This is a genomic window from Carboxylicivirga fragile, from assembly GCF_050589805.1.
Taxonomy (GTDB): Bacteria; Bacteroidota; Bacteroidia; order Bacteroidales; family Marinilabiliaceae; genus Carboxylicivirga; species Carboxylicivirga fragile.
This window is the reverse complement of record NZ_JBNGOY010000077.1, coordinates 1-15,455: the sequence shown is the minus strand read 5'-3', so window position 1 is coordinate 15,455 and position 15,455 is coordinate 1. Positions and strand designations below refer to the sequence as shown.

Below are 15,455 nucleotides of genomic sequence, written 5' to 3'. Positions count from 1 at the left end.
TCCCCTTCAGGGGATTTAGGGGTAACAAATATTGAAGTTAGTTACAAATTATAAGTTTCAAAGATTCTTTTTTGACTTTTGAGACAGCCTCTTTTTTTGTGGTTTGGTTTTGCTGAATAAGTCTTTTACTGCCGTTTTTAATGCACTTTTTAACAATTAATTAATGCTTTTTAAGTGTTAAATGCACCATTAGTACAGTTCTGCAACGATAGTGCTATTGATGTGTTAAAAGTTCTATTCAAATCAACATCAGTGCAATGCAAGTTTTGTGGCTGAGTGTAGATTTGCTTCCATGAAATTGATTTTTGGTAATAAGGAAAAGCAAAGTAAGATTGAAGAAGAAGCTTCAAAGTACGTTATTATACGTACGGTGTTGGTTATTCTTTTAATACTACTTCTTGTTCTATTACTGCTACTCACATTTATTTAATTTAACTAATTCCAAAATTTAAACTCTTTATGGAAAAAAGAACTAACTGGTTTCAAAGAGGACTAATGGGTGCTGTTATGCTTATCCTATCTTTAGGTGTAACATTTGCTCAAGAGCAAACGCTCACCGGTGTAGTTACCGGAGCTAGTGACGGATTACCAATACCGGGTGTATCTGTTGTAGAAAAAGGAACAACAAATGGAACGATTACCGACATTGACGGAAATTATTCCTTAACTGTAAACAAAGGTGTTATTGTTGCATTTTCATTTGTAGGAATGACAAGCCAAGAAGTTACTGTTGGTGATCAAACAGTAATTAATGTAGCTTTGGATTCTGATGCCATTGATGTGGACGAAGTTGTGGTTACAGCGCTTGGGATTAAGCGAGAGAAAAAATCGCTTGCGTACAGCGCTGCTGAAATAGGAAATGAGGCATTAGCTGAAGCTCGTGAGAGTAATCCTATGAATAGTTTATCAGGTAGAGTTGCAGGTGTTAATGTTAGTCCTTCAGCAACTGGTGAAGGAGGATCAACTCGTGTTACAATTCGAGGTAATAGCTTTATTAGTGGAAATAATCAGCCATTAATAGTAGTAGATGGAGTTCCTATGGATAATTTAGGTACTAATACGGATGATACTTGGGGTAATCGTTCAATTGACTATGGAAATGGCATGTCAGAAATCAACCCTGATGATATTGAAACAATGTCTGTTCTAAAAGGACCAGCTGCATCTGCATTATATGGTTCAAGAGCAGGTAACGGGGTGATTTTGATAACTACTAAAGGAGCTGTAAAAGGTAAAAAATTAGGTATTGCTTTTAATAATAATACGACCTTTAGTACACCTCGTCCTTACCTTGAAATGCAGAATGAATACGGTCAAGGTGTACTTGGTAGCTTTGATGCAGCTTCTGATTTGAGTTGGGGAGAAAAGATGACAGGTCAAAGCTATGTTGATTGGACTGGTAAAGCAAATAGTTATTCAGCTCGTGATAATGATATTAATGATTTTTTACAGAATGGACTTAGTACAACCAGCACATTGGATTTTACATCGCATACTGATAAAAACTCATTTAGAGCATCTGTTTCTTATAACAAAACTAAAGGTACTGTTCCAACCCATGAGTTAGAAAAGTATACTGCTTCTTTAAAATCACTAACTAATCATAGTAAGGTTATTAGTTCTGATTTTTCTGTGCGCTATACTAAAACAAATGGAGAAAATAGACCTAAAATTACTCGTGATCCTGATAATCCATTCTATAGTTATATTATCATGCCAAGGAGTGTTAGTTATACCGATTTAAAAAATAATGTGCGTGACGAAAATACGCTTGCACCTATGCGATGGCATCAGAATAACGGTGTTATCTTAAATCCATACTACAGTACTTTATACAACACAAACGAAGATGAACGTCATCGGATTTCTGGATACGCCAAGTTGAATTTTCAATTGACAAAAGACTTCTCAATCTATGCAAAATACGGTTTAGATTTTTATTCGTTTCGTAATCGCGACCAACTTGGAACAGGTGTTCCTTATTGGTTCCAAACAGGAGATGTACGTCAGACGCAAACACAGGCTAGTGAGTCAAATTTCGAGGCATTGGCTCAGTATAAAAAAGATCAAATCAACGGGTCAAAGTTTTCTGGTCAAATTAGTGTAGGTACGAATTTAATGAGTGCTAATTCCTATTCAACAACTGCTCAGTCAAGAGGGCTAACTGTACCTGATTTCTATTCAATTAATAATTCAGGAAATAGAACAGGTAGTGAATATATCTATAGGAAAAAGATCAACTCTGTATTTGCTTTGGCGCAGGTTTCATATGACAATTTTTTCTACATAGATTTGACATATCGTTCGGATTGGTCATCTACAATAAATATGGATAATAATCCATATTCATACCCTTCTATTGGTACAAGTATAATATTTAGTCAACTTCTTGATATGCCATCTTGGTTTACTTTTGGAAAGATACGAGCTTCATATGCTGAAGTGGGTAACGATACCGATCCATATCAGCTTGAGCTAACTAATACCATTAGTGATACAGGAAATGCTAATGCTCCTAATACAGAACCTAATCCTAATTTGAAATCGGAACGCTTGAAGTCAACAGAATTTGGTTTTGAATTGAAATTTGTGAATAATCGTGTAGGTTTAGACTATACGTATTACGAGAATAACACAGAAGATCAAATTATTCGTATACCATTCCAAACCTTACAATTTAGTCATAAATGGATAAATGCGGGGGAGATTCAGAATAAAGGACATGAGGTTATTTTTTATGCAACACCACTTCAAACTTCTAAGTTCAAATGGGATTTGAGTTTAAATTGGTCGAAGAATAAAAATAAGATTATTTCACTTCATCCAGAATCTAAAACATATGTATTATCAGATCCAAGTTCATTGATGCAGGTTATAGCGGTAGAAGGTGGTAGTTTTGGTGACTTGTATGGATATACGTATATGACGAATGATAAAGGTCAAAGAATAATGAATGGTGAAGGACGCTATCAAAGAAGTGATGAGAGGGTAAAATTAGGTAATTTCAACCCTGATTGGACAGCAGGTTTATCCAATAGTTTTACATATGGAGATAGTCAAATAGGCCAATTTAGTTTAGGTTTCTTATTTGATATGCAAAAAGGAGGAGATATTTATTCTTATACACAGGCACAAGGTGCTCGTTATGGTACATCTAAAATGTCTGTTGAAAATGGACGTGCTGATTATACAATTGAAGGCGTAACATCTGATAATAATCCTGTAGTTTCAACGGTCTCAGCTCAAACTTATTGGCAAGATAAGGCAGGAATTGATTCAGAATGGATTTATGATGCCTCTGAAATCAACTTCAGAGAATTGACTATTGGTTATTCAGTGCCAAGAACATTTGCACAAAAGATTAGTGCAGATCAAATTCGTTTAAGTTTTGTAGCCCGTAATCTAGCAACTTTTGGAAGTGACTTAAATGGCCTTCCAGCAGCTTCTTATACAACATCTAACTCACAGGGTGTTGAGATGTATCCAGCAAGCCGTGTTAGAACGATGGGGTTTAATTTATCAATTAACTTTTAATACAGATTGTATATGAAATCAATGAAATATATTTTACTCGCATTATCAATACTGTCGATTGTATCGTGCGATGATTTTGAGGATATAAATAAGGATCCTAATAATCCTCCCGCAAACATGGTTCCACCTGGTTTAAAGGTGGGAGCAATTCTGCAAGAGGCAACGTTACATGCCCATTTACATCAACGTGTTCATAATTTGTATGTTGATATGTTTTCACAGTATTATACAGGTACTGGATTTGGTACCTATGAATATCAATCTGTAGATGGATGGTCTCAAGACTTTTGGAATGATCATTATAGATGGTTTGGTAACTTAACATCATTAATGTTAGAATATCAAGACAATGACAAGTTTGTAAACGACGTTGGGTTGATTAAAATATGGCGTGCATTTATTATGCATCGAGCAGTGGATTTGTTTGGTGATTTACCTTATTTTGATGTATTAAGTGGCGAATATGATTCAGAAGAGGAGATTTATCTTGACATGTTAGCAAGTCTTAAAGAGGCTGTTGAAAATATGGATGAAGAAAAGTCGATGTTCAACGATATTATTTATCAAGGAGATGTGGTAAAATGGAAAAAGTTTGGTAATTCATTACGTCTTCGACTAGCAATGCGGGTATCGGGAGTAGATGCAACTACTGCTAAGATGCATGCTCAAGAAGCTGTCGCTAGCGGTGTTTTAGAAGATTTTTCAGATATGCCAACAATGCCAGCTAACCAATCAACTTGGGGTGAAGGTTATAGTATGACTTATTATTTCTGGTGGGGAGCTGGTAACGGTGTTGGTTTAACCGAAACATTGTATAATCTTGGAACGGGTATTGGCGGAATGGAATTTCTGAAAGATCATATGGAAAATCCTGATGATTTGGTTGAGTTTCCGGAGTTTGTTGACCCTCGTTTAACACTTTGCTTTGGTTCTTCATCATCTAATGGTGAAGTGGAAGCTGGATATTCAGGGCGTTGGACTGGTATTCCTTTGGGATTATCATCTGATGAGAGACAAGAATCTGAATATAAGGTAGCAAATAACGCTCGTATTAATGTTACTTTAAGAGGTAAGAATGGTGGAGACAATGGAAGATATCGTACTATTATGCCAATTGCTGAAGTGTGGTTTCTCCGTGCTGAAGGTGCTTTGAATGGCTGGAATATGGGTGTAGATACGAAAGATGCATATGAAAATGGTGTTAGAGCATCGTTTGAGTATTGGAAATTAGATGGTGCAGATGCATATTTGACAAGTTCTGCGGTTAATACACATGGTACATCTGCGAACTGGAGTGATGCAAATGGTAGCTCTTTAGAAAAGATTATTACACAGAAATATATTGGAGGTTATCCTGATAATTCATGGGAAGCATGGGCTGATTTACGAAGATTAGAATTACCTAAAATGAATTTTGGGCTTCAATTCAATTCAAATGTTCCCGCAGGAAAGATTATTCAACGTGTAAAATACCCATCTGTTCAAGCTCAAATTAACTCAGAAAATTATGAGAAGGTAAGAGATAAAGATCATGAAGGTACAAAGCATTGGTGGGCAAAGTAATAGTCCATTTCTAACCTAATCGAAAATCTAACTATTTATTCAAGTCAGAAAAGGATGAGTGATAAATGTATCACTCACCTTTTCAATCTTAAAAGCATTTACTGAGAGAGTTTTATAAAGTATTGTTTTTTTGTTCTTGATTCTCATAAAGGCTAATGGGTCTAACATTGAGGATAGAGTGTGTGCTAAGGGCTACCGGGGGGTAGCCCTTTTTGCGTTTATAACACATGTTGTTAATTAATGTTTGTTTTTTAAAAAAAATGTTTATATCTTGAAAATATCACTAGAGAGATAATCTTATTGGCTGGAAACTAATCGGGTATGCACAGTTGCTAAGCTGAAATTTAACAACTGTGTTTTGTATTTCCTGATTGCTCTATCACATCCCTTCATTTTTGTAAGGCCTATATAATACTTCACATATATAATCGGTGTATTCAAATTATTTAAATAAATAATACCGAAATTAATTTAAACTTCTGTTTTATGAAACGAAATGAAAATTGGTTTAAAAGATGTTTGCTGTTTACTGCAGCTCTCATTTTTGGGGCAAGTCTTTCTTTTGCCCAAGATCTAAGTATTCAGGGAACTGTTACAAGTTCTGATGATGGATCTGCCATTCCTGGTGTTTCCGTGGTTCAAAAGGGAACAACTAATGGTACAATAACTGACATTGATGGTGTATACAATTTAAACGTTCCTCAAGGAGCGATTCTTGTATTCTCTTTTGTGGGAATGGATACTCAAGAGGTAAGCGTTACTTCTGCTACCACTTATGATGTGGTGATGGTTCCCGATGTTATTGGAATGGACGAAGTGGTTGTTACAGCACTTGGTATTTCTCGTGAGAAAAAAGCTTTAGGATATGCAGTTAGTGAATTGGGTGGTGAAGAGTTAACCACTGTTAAGGATCCAAATGTTATTAATTCACTTTCTGGTAAAGTTGCCGGGGTTGTTATTACTCAATCAACTTCTGGTCCTGGTGGTGGATCAAGGGTTTTGATTAGAGGTAATAATTCTTTGTCAGGGAATAATCAACCATTATATGTAGTTGATGGTGTACCTATTGATAACTCTGGAGCAGGTTCTGCTTCTGGTAGTGGAACAGGAGAATATGCACGTGCCGATTATGGAACTGGTATTTCAGATATTAATCCAGATGATATTGAGTCAATGACTGTTTTAAAAGGCCCTAATGCTGCAGCACTTTACGGCTCACGAGCAGGTAATGGTGTTATTCTTATTACAACAAAAAAAGGAGTTTCTGGAAAAGGACTTGGTGTAACGGTAAGTTCAAGTTATACATTTGATAATCCGCTACTATTACCACAATTTCAAGATCAATATGGTCAAGGAACTCAGGGGAATGTACCATCTGATCTTGATGCATTAAAAGGATCAGGTTCATGGGGGCCAAAATTTGATGGAACTGATCAGCCATACTGGACTGGTATAAATAAAGCTTATTCTCCTCAAGCTGACAACGTAAAGGATTTCTTTGATACGGGAAGTCAATTTATTAATACAATTGCCTTGGAGGGTGGAAATGAGAAGGCGAATATGCGTTTCTCTTATACCAATAATGCAACTAAAGGTATTCTACCTAATTCACAGTTGGATAGACACAATTTTAATTTACGTTCTTTTGCCAATTTAACAGATAGATTATCTATAGATGCGAAAGTGACGTTTTTTCATCAGGAAATGAAAAATAGAGCTGTGCAAGGTACAGAAGGGTTATTGGCTTATGTGTACCCTATGCCACGTAATATGATATTGGACGACTACAAGGTTTATCAAAATCCTGAAGAGTCCTTAAATGTTTTGACCTACTCTAATTCCGGTGGTAATCCGTATTGGATTCTAAATCATGATCAACGTGAAGATATGCGTCAGAGATGGTCAGGGTTCTTTAAAGCTAATTATGAGTTTACTGATTGGCTTTCTGCCTTTGTGCGTGTAGGAACAGATATGGTTTCAACTAAAATTGAAACGGTGGATATGCCAGGACATCATTTTTATAATACAGGTCGATTTAACTTCTCTACAAGAAAGAACTCTGAGACCAATGCCGACTTCCTTTTTATGATTAATAAGGATTTAACTGATGATTTTAGTTTAAATGTGAATTTAGGTGGTAATCATTCATACAGAACATATGAAATGATTGGTATTGCAGGCGAAAATTTTAAGATTCCTTCTAAAGCTACCGTTGCCAATGCGGTTAAAATTACGCCTGATTATGAACCATTGCAAAGGAAAAAAGTGAATTCATTATATGGTTCTGCTTCTTTATCGTTTAGGGATTTAGCATATCTAGATGTTACTGCAAGAAATGATTGGTCATCGACTCTAAATAAGGATAATTGGTCATATTTTTACCCATCTGTAAGTTTTTCTTTTTTAGCTCATAAAGTTATACCTGGTATTGATGGCATAGTAGATATGGCAAAAGTGAGAATGAGTTGGGCGCAAGTAGGTAATGATACTGATCCATATCAATTGTATGAATATTATAACCTTGCACAAGAAGGTTATTTAGGACGTACCGTTGTGACTCGTCCATCGGTTAGGTTTAATGAGGATTTGCGCTCAGAATCAATTACTTCTACAGAAATAGGTTTGGAGTTTAGTATGTTACGTAATCGTTTGTATGGTGACTTTTCATGGTATAACATAAAAACAGAAGATCTAATATTCGATGTGGAAGTACCAGCATCTACAGGTTATAGTTTTTTTAGAGAAAATGTTGGAGAGTTAAAGAATTCAGGTATTGAATTTATGATAGGAGGTACTCCTGTTAAAACTGGTCGTTTTAGTTGGGATATTGCTTTAAATTATGCTAAAAATAAAAACGAACTGGTTAGTTTAATTGAAGATACCGAAGTCTTTATATTTAGTACAACAAACTCGGGTGATGTTGTTGTTCAAGCTACAGTTGGTGGTGGTTATGGAGATATTTATGGAAAAACATTTAGGCGTAATGATGATGGTCAACTAGTTGTTGATGCTCAAGGACGTCCTCAGGCTTCAACTGAAAATGTTCATTTGGGTAATTATCAACCTGATTGGACCGGAGGTTTAACTAATACAATTACGTATTCTGATTTTTCTCTTCGATTCTTAATTGATGGTCGTTTTGGTGGTGAATTGTATTCAGGTACAGATGCAGCCTTAGATGGATCTGGTGTTTCTGATCGTACTTTACCTTTCAGAGAAGGGGGAATTACAGTTGACGGCGTAATCGATAATGGTGATGGTACATTTACACAGAATACAACTAATATAAGCGCGCAAGATTATTATGGCGCTCTTAGCGGTATTGTTTCTGAATACGTATTTGATGCAACTAATGTACGACTTCGCGAACTTAGTTTAACTTATCGTATGCCAAAGAGTATATTAGGAGATGGTTTTGTTAAAGGTGCTTCCTTAAGCCTTATCGGAAGGAACTTGTTCTTTATTTATAAAAAGATGGACAATTTCGATCCTGAATCAAGCTTCTCGACAAGTAACTTCTCTCAGGGTGTTTTATGGTATAATCTACCTACCACTCGCAGTTTAGGTTTTAATTTAAATGTAAACTTTTAATCTTGAATGTTATGAAATTATATAAAATAATATCAATCCTTTTGTTATTTGTTAGCATAGGGGCTTGTACTGATACCTTTGAGGAAATTAATACACGTCCAGATGTATTCTATTCGGATGAGGTAAGTGGGAAATTTTTCTTGACAGATCCACAATTTAGACTGTTTGGTCCGGATCGTTATCCATATTGGAGAGCGCAGTTGATTCATGCTGATCGTTATGCCGGACACTTTACATTTGGGCACTCAAGTTCATGGTGGAGTGATGAGTTGGGCTATAGCTATAGCGGTGGTTACACTGATGCCGCTTGGGACTGGTTAGCTGGTTATTTAGGTAATCTAGATAATTTTATGAAACTAGTGGACGAAGGAGGAGAGTTTGAAAATGAATACATGTTTGCCATGGGGCTTATTATAAAAGGTCTATATTATCAGACATATACTGATGTTTTTGGAATGGTTCCTTATAGCGAAGCTGCAGATCCGAATATCGTAACCCCAAAGTTTGATACTCAAGCTACTATTTATGCTGGTATCATTGAAGATCTTGATCGCGCCATGCAAATTATTGGTGATGAAGAGCGAACAGGAGTTGGAGTAAATGATGCAGGAGATAATGATATTTACTATGGTGGTGACTTACAGAAGTGGAAGAGATTGGCGAATACGCTTAAATTAAGAATAGCCTTAAGAGCTTATGGTGCTGATGGAAATAGTTTCTCAACAAACGCTATAACTGAAGCAATAGGCAATCCTTTGTTAACCGATGATGGTGATAACTGTTTGATGGAGAAAGATGCTGAAATTAGTCAGTGGGGTAGTGCTTCTTATGGCGATGTATGGCATAATTTTGGAGCCGGTTCTGATTGGACGATAGGTAAAACTTTAATGGATTTATTAAGAGACGAAAATGATCCACGCTTGTCTAAATATGCTAAACCAGCAAAAGGCGGAACTGTTACAATGGAGAAACCGGAAGGTGAAGAAGCTGATTTATTTGAAAAACGTGTTGATTTTATATTAGCTACACTTGATGATGCTGGAGCTGAATATAATAGGGCAGATATTGAAGGAAATGTTATTATTGAATTGGCAGCATCTACTTATTATATTGGGCAACCGACTCGATTAAATGGCAAGATTAAACCATTTGTGGGGTATGATTTATATTCAACACCGGCCGACTATATTATTCAGAAAAAAAATGAAGGTAAGCCAATTGCTCCGGAAATTGTTATGTTAACAGCTGAAGCCTATTTTTTAAGAGCTGAGGCATCTGTTCGGGGTATGGGTGACGATATAGCTAATGAAATGTATCAGGAAGGTATTCGTCAGGCAATGGCTGTTTGGGAGGTTTCTTCAGCTGAGGCAGACAATTACTTATCAAGTTCATCATTAGGTTCCTTAAGTGGTAATGTTGATGAAGATTTGGAGAAAATTGCAACTCAAAGATGGATTGCGGCTTATACCGATGGATTTGAAGCTTGGTCTGTGGTTAGAGATTTTGGACATCCTACAGAATTGGCGGATGGTGTATCAGATGTTGATATCTATGGATTGGGTGATATAAATGGTAAGTACCCGCAACGTTTGCGTTATGGTAGTGATACATATAATAAAAACGGAGATAATACGGATGCGGCTGTTGGAATTCAAGGTCCAGACCAACAGGATACCAAACTATGGTGGGCAAAGTAATAAGGTGTAAATTAATCTTATATTTTTATAGGAGGCTATTCATTTTGAGTAGCCTCCGTTTTAATTCTAAGGGATGATAATTGTCATATGAATTATTCGCTTTGGTTTTGCAACTTTGTTATCTAATAAATGTTTGATATAACACACTTAAATATAAGAAAATGGCAACAATGAGAGCGCTGGTTAAATCAAAGGCCGAAAAAGGTATTTGGTTAGAAGAGATTGCGATTCCTGAAATTGGTCCTAATGATGTTCTTATTAAGGTTAAGAAGTCGGCTATATGTGGAACTGATCTACACATATATAAATGGGATGAATGGGCACAGAAGACAATACCTGTTGGCATGACTATAGGTCATGAATATGTAGGTCATATTGCTAAACTAGGTAGTGAAGTAAAGGCTTTTAAAGAAGGTGATCGAGTTACTGGTGAAGGTCATATTGCATGTGGACATTGTCGTAATTGTCGTCGCGGTCGTCAGCATATTTGTGAAAATACAGTAGGTATTGGTGTTAACATAGATGGTTCTTTTGCTGAATATGTAAAAGTGCCTGCTGATAATGTTATGAAGATTAACAAGCAGATTCCGGATGATATTTTAGCCATTATGGATCCATTCGGGAATGCTACACATACAGCTTTATCTTTTCCGCTAATTGGTGAAGATGTATTAATTACTGGATCTGGTTTGATTGGAAGTATGGCAGTAGCTGTTGCCAAGTTCGCAGGTGCACGTTATGTTGTTGCTACCGAAATGAATGAATATAGAGCTGAGTTAGCTCGCAAAATGGGTGCAACAAAAGTGGTTAATCCAGTTAAAGAGAATCTTACTGATGTAATGAAAAATATCGGGATGATTGGTTTTGATATTGGTTTAGAATGTTCGGGTTCGCCGGTTGCTTTTAACCAATTGGTAGCGCACATGTATAATTCTGGTAAGATATCTTTACTGGGAATATTACCTTCTACTACTCAGGTAGATTGGAATAATATTATATTTAAAGGTTTAACCTTAAAAGGAATTTATGGCCGTGAAATGTATGAAACATGGTACCATATGGAGCAAATGCTCATGTCTGGTTTAGACCTAAGCCCAATTATAACACATCAATTTGGTATTGACGACTTCCAGAAAGGTTTTGATGTGATGGAAGAAGGAAACTGTGGTAAGGTACTATTGAGTTGGGAATAAAAGATAACTCGAAAAATAAATTCTAAAAGAGAGGTAATTGCCTCTCTTTTATTTTATAGTCAGTACGATACCAATTAAACTTCCATACAGAATACTACTTGTAGGATTCGACGTTATTGGGCATGTGCCCGAGTTACAGCCAATAAAATAATAGTAGGCATATCCTCCTGCAGCACCTATTGCTACCCCTATAAAGTTTCTAACTTTTAAATTCCTTTTTATTTTATCCCAAATGTTCATTACTTTCGATTTAGATTTACAAATATATTTAAATATTTAGAAATATAGATATGTATCGATGTTTTTTGATTTTACTTACCTTTCTATTTAGCTTGAACGTTCTAGCTCAGCAGTCTTCATTTATTGATAAAGTTACTCAGTTAGATTCCATAACAGATATAAATCATCGAAAGGTAATTCTTGACGAATCAGCCGAAATGCTGTTGGATGAATGGAAGGCAGAGAATACAATTGATGAAACAATATTGAAGACAGGTAAAATTACTTTAATTCAATCGGACGATAAAGCCATTGAAGTGGCGATGTTGGGCGCAATTACCTATGGAGGGGTATTTCAGCTCAATTGGATAATAAAGGAGTCGGTAAGCGATAATAATGCCTATTGGCTATTTAAGGATGAATTAGACGGTCACTTTGTGCAAGCTGTTAATCAGTTAAACGTTTCGTTTAATAAACGTGATGATGATATTTATAGTTTAAATATTGCGGAAAGTAATGGAAAGAAGGAATATTTAAAAGTAGTTGATGTATTAACAAAATGCTATTTCCAGAAATTGCAGGAACAAGAGACTGATTTAGAAAAAGATTCGATAAACGCTATTCTTTCGTTGAGATTATATAAGTTATGGAATAATGAAGCTCGATTCGATGAAACCTTTGCTCAGTTGAAGAATTTGAAAACCATATATTCGGATGATAGAAATATTAAAATCTGTACATATAATATTCAGAAAAATAATTTTAAGCACGAATTTCATGGCGCTGTTATCAGTAAAATTGACGATCAATTTAAGGTATATCCCTTAAACGATGTTAGCGATGAAATACGCTCACCGGATAGAGCTAGTTTAACCAATAAGAAATGGTATGGAGCCATGTACCTTGATATTGTGCAAACATCTGATCGTAACCGTAATTTTTATACGCTTATTGGTTACAAGGGCAACGATGAATTTTTAAAGACTCGAGTATTAGATGTATTGACAATACAGAATGGAAGAATACGGTTTGGTTGGCCTCTATTTAAAACAGATCGTATTACGCGTCATCGAATTATTTATCAGTATGCATCTGGTGCAGCCATGATGATGCGATATGATCAACGTTCAAAAATGATAGTGTTTGATAATTTAGAACCCGCTCAACCTTTCTACAAAGGGGTATATCGTTATTATGGGCCAGATTTTACTTATAATGGCTTTAAGTTTCAAAAAGGCTATTGGATACTGGAAGAAGATATTGATCTGAGAAATCCAAAGATAAATTAACTTTACTAGTTGTACTTTCTGACCTCGTCTTAATGAATTATTGACACTTTACCTGTCATTCGTGCACCTTCAATAATTTATTACTGTCGCATTGTCATAAAAAATGAAATGGCACATACTTTGATTGGCAAGCTGTGTTAATTTGATTTTGAAAATTTAAAACATTATAAAAATGCAAAAAGGTAATATTGGTGTTACTACCGAGAACATCTTTCCGATAATAAAGAAATATCTTTATTCCGATCATGAAATCTTTTTAAGAGAATTAGTATCAAATGCAGTTGATGCTACTCAAAAGCTTAAAACATTGGCTTCGGTTGGTGAGTTTAAGGGGGAGATAGGCAACGCTGCTGTTCAAATTATCTTAGATGAAGAGAAGAAGACAATAACCATTTCTGATAAGGGTGTTGGTATGACATCTGAAGAAATTGACAAATATATTAATCAGGTTGCTTTTTCTGGTGCCAACGAATTTCTTGAAAAATACAAGAAAGATGCCAATGCAATAATTGGTCATTTTGGATTAGGTTTTTATTCTTCTTTCATGGTTTCTGAGAAAGTTGAAATTGTTACAAAATCATTCAAAGATGGTGCTCAAGCTGTAAAGTGGAGTTGCGATGGTAGCCCTGAGTATACGCTTGAAGAAGTTGAAAAAGAAGAGAGAGGTACTGATATTGTTTTATACATCGACGATGAAAACAAGCAGTATGCAACAAAAGCGGAGGTTGATAAATTATTAAAGAAATATTGTCGTTACCTACCTGTTGAAGTTGTTTTTGGTAAAAAAACAGAATGGAAAGATGGTAAGGATGTAGAGCTGGAAGATGACAACGTGGTAAATGAGACAAAACCACTTTGGACTCGCACACCTTCTGAATTAAAAGATGAGGATTATAACGCTTTCTATCGCGATCTATATCCAATGTCGGAAGATCCATTGTTCAACATCCACTTAAATGTAGATTACCCATTCAATCTAACCGGTGTTCTATATTTTCCTAAATTAAAGAATAACGTTGAAGTTCAGAAGAATAAAATTCAATTATACTGTAACCAAGTATATGTAACCGATTCTGTAGAAGGAATTGTACCTGAATTTTTAACATTATTACATGGAGTTCTTGATTCGCCAGATATTCCGTTAAACGTATCTCGTTCATATTTACAGAGTGATGGTAATGTAAAGAAAATTTCGAGTCATATAACTAAGAAAGTTGCCGATCGACTTGAAGATATTTTCAAAAAAGACCGACCTAGTTTAGAAGCAAAATGGGACGATTTGAAAGTATTTGTTGAGTATGGTATGTTAACCGACGAGAAGTTTTATGATCGTGCAAAGAAATTTTCTCTACTTAAAAATACGGATGGTAAATTCTTTACTTTCGACGAGTATGCTGATATTATCAAAGGTAACCAGACTGATAAGGATAAGCAATTAATCCATTTATATACAACTGATGTTCTGGGTCAGCATAGCTTTATCGAAGCGGCTAAAGCTAAAGGTTATGATGTGCTTGTAATGGACGGTCAGCTTGACAGCCACTTCATTAATACATTAGAAAGTAAGTTGGAAAACTCGAAATTTGTTCGTGTTGATGGTGATGTGGTTGATAAACTTATTCAGAAAGAGGATGCTATGCAGCTTAATCTGACTGAGCCTCAAAAACAAGATTTAACAACCATCTTTAGTTCTCAGATACCAAATATTGATAAGATCAACTTCATTGTTACTTTCGAAGCATTAAGCGAAACCGATGTGCCAGTAATGATTACGCAGCAAGAGTTCATGCGTCGTATGAAAGAAATGAGTGCCATGGGTGGCGGAGGAATGAATTTCTATGGAGAAATGCCGGATAGCTATAATTTGGTAGTGAATGGAAATCACCCTTTGGTAAAGCGTGTATTGGAAGATGAAGAAAAAGAAGTAGGTGAGAAGGTTGCTTCGGTTCGAGGGAAGATTGAGAGCCTTGACAATAAACGTGCAGAGCTTGAAAAAGCAAAAGAAGGTAAGAAAGAAGAAGAAATTGCTCAAGCCGACAAAGATGAGTTAGAAGATTTAAACAAGAAATTAACTGAGTTAAACAGCAAGAAAGACAATGAACTGTCTACTTTTGCTTCTTCAAACAAGATGGTTTCTCAATTGATCGATTTGGCCTTGTTATCCAACAACATGTTGAAAGGTGAGGCACTAACTAAATTTGTTAAGCGAAGCATCGATTTGATATAACAGTATTTTATTTCAATATTTAAGAGGGTGTCCAAAAGGTATTTTTGTGAACAAGCAAACTTACAGTTTGTTATTTTACTTTCGTTTTACCCCTCCAAACCTCCCCTAAAGTGGAGGCTTAAGTCCCCTTCAGGGGATTTAG

9 protein-coding genes are annotated in these 15,455 nt (G+C 35.7%); 8 read left to right on the top strand and 1 reads right to left on the bottom strand.

Features of this window, described 5'->3' with window-relative positions; all coding sequences use genetic code 11:
• Nucleotides 1–292: 292 nt before the first annotated feature.
• The 6 genes from ACRD7B_RS21705 (at nucleotide 293) to tdh (ending at nucleotide 11,578) form a co-directional block, all read left to right on the top strand.
• Nucleotides 293–430 (top strand): hypothetical protein, encoded by a 138-nt coding sequence (locus tag ACRD7B_RS21705; RefSeq protein ID WP_430826767.1) that lies wholly within the window; start codon nucleotides 293–295, stop codon nucleotides 428–430.
• Between the two features lie 29 nt (nucleotides 431–459).
• A complete protein-coding gene (locus tag ACRD7B_RS21700) occupies nucleotides 460–3,534 on the top strand; it encodes a SusC/RagA family TonB-linked outer membrane protein (RefSeq protein WP_430826766.1) in 3,075 nt (1,024 codons plus the stop codon).
• Between the two features lie 12 nt (nucleotides 3,535–3,546).
• On the top strand, nucleotides 3,547–5,097 hold the full coding sequence (locus tag ACRD7B_RS21695) for a SusD/RagB family nutrient-binding outer membrane lipoprotein (protein WP_430826765.1): 1,551 nt from the start codon (nucleotides 3,547–3,549) through the stop codon (nucleotides 5,095–5,097).
• 486 nt (nucleotides 5,098–5,583) lie between these two features.
• Nucleotides 5,584–8,688 carry a SusC/RagA family TonB-linked outer membrane protein gene (locus tag ACRD7B_RS21690; RefSeq protein ID WP_430826764.1) on the top strand — a complete coding sequence of 1,035 codons (3,105 nt, stop codon included), beginning with the start codon at nucleotides 5,584–5,586 and terminating at the stop codon, nucleotides 8,686–8,688.
• A gap of 11 nt (nucleotides 8,689–8,699) precedes the next feature.
• A complete protein-coding gene (locus ACRD7B_RS21685) occupies nucleotides 8,700–10,385 on the top strand; it encodes a SusD/RagB family nutrient-binding outer membrane lipoprotein (protein ID WP_430826763.1) in 1,686 nt (561 codons plus the stop codon).
• A 161-nt stretch (nucleotides 10,386–10,546) separates the two neighbouring features.
• Nucleotides 10,547–11,578 (top strand): L-threonine 3-dehydrogenase, encoded by a 1,032-nt coding sequence (gene tdh / locus ACRD7B_RS21680; protein ID WP_430826762.1) that lies wholly within the window; start codon nucleotides 10,547–10,549, stop codon nucleotides 11,576–11,578.
• Nucleotides 11,579–11,626: 48 nt separating this feature from the next.
• Here tdh and ACRD7B_RS21675 read toward each other — a convergent pair whose 3' ends face one another.
• Nucleotides 11,627–11,818, bottom strand: coding sequence for a DUF6132 family protein (locus tag ACRD7B_RS21675; protein ID WP_430826761.1), 192 nt, complete (start codon nucleotides 11,816–11,818; stop codon nucleotides 11,627–11,629).
• A 50-nt stretch (nucleotides 11,819–11,868) separates the two neighbouring features.
• Between ACRD7B_RS21675 and ACRD7B_RS21670 the strand changes: the two genes are divergently transcribed.
• Nucleotides 11,869–13,086 carry a hypothetical protein gene (locus tag ACRD7B_RS21670; protein WP_430826760.1) on the top strand — a complete coding sequence of 406 codons (1,218 nt, stop codon included), beginning with the start codon at nucleotides 11,869–11,871 and terminating at the stop codon, nucleotides 13,084–13,086.
• 172 nt (nucleotides 13,087–13,258) lie between these two features.
• Complete coding sequence (gene htpG / locus ACRD7B_RS21665; RefSeq protein WP_430826759.1) at nucleotides 13,259–15,313, top strand: molecular chaperone HtpG; 2,055 nt, start codon at nucleotides 13,259–13,261, stop codon at nucleotides 15,311–15,313.
• The last annotated feature ends 142 nt before the right edge of the window (nucleotides 15,314–15,455 follow it).

Coding starts and splice junctions, on each gene's coding strand:
- ACRD7B_RS21705 (WP_430826767.1), top strand. CDS start 293: ATGAAATTGATTTTTGGTAATAAGGAAAAGCAAAGTAAGATTGAAGAA.
- ACRD7B_RS21700 (WP_430826766.1), top strand. CDS start 460: ATGGAAAAAAGAACTAACTGGTTTCAAAGAGGACTAATGGGTGCTGTT.
- ACRD7B_RS21695 (WP_430826765.1), top strand. CDS start 3,547: ATGAAATCAATGAAATATATTTTACTCGCATTATCAATACTGTCGATT.
- ACRD7B_RS21690 (WP_430826764.1), top strand. CDS start 5,584: ATGAAACGAAATGAAAATTGGTTTAAAAGATGTTTGCTGTTTACTGCA.
- ACRD7B_RS21685 (WP_430826763.1), top strand. CDS start 8,700: ATGAAATTATATAAAATAATATCAATCCTTTTGTTATTTGTTAGCATA.
- tdh (WP_430826762.1), top strand. CDS start 10,547: ATGGCAACAATGAGAGCGCTGGTTAAATCAAAGGCCGAAAAAGGTATT.
- ACRD7B_RS21675 (WP_430826761.1), bottom strand. CDS start 11,818: ATGAACATTTGGGATAAAATAAAAAGGAATTTAAAAGTTAGAAACTTT.
- ACRD7B_RS21670 (WP_430826760.1), top strand. CDS start 11,869: ATGTATCGATGTTTTTTGATTTTACTTACCTTTCTATTTAGCTTGAAC.
- htpG (WP_430826759.1), top strand. CDS start 13,259: ATGCAAAAAGGTAATATTGGTGTTACTACCGAGAACATCTTTCCGATA.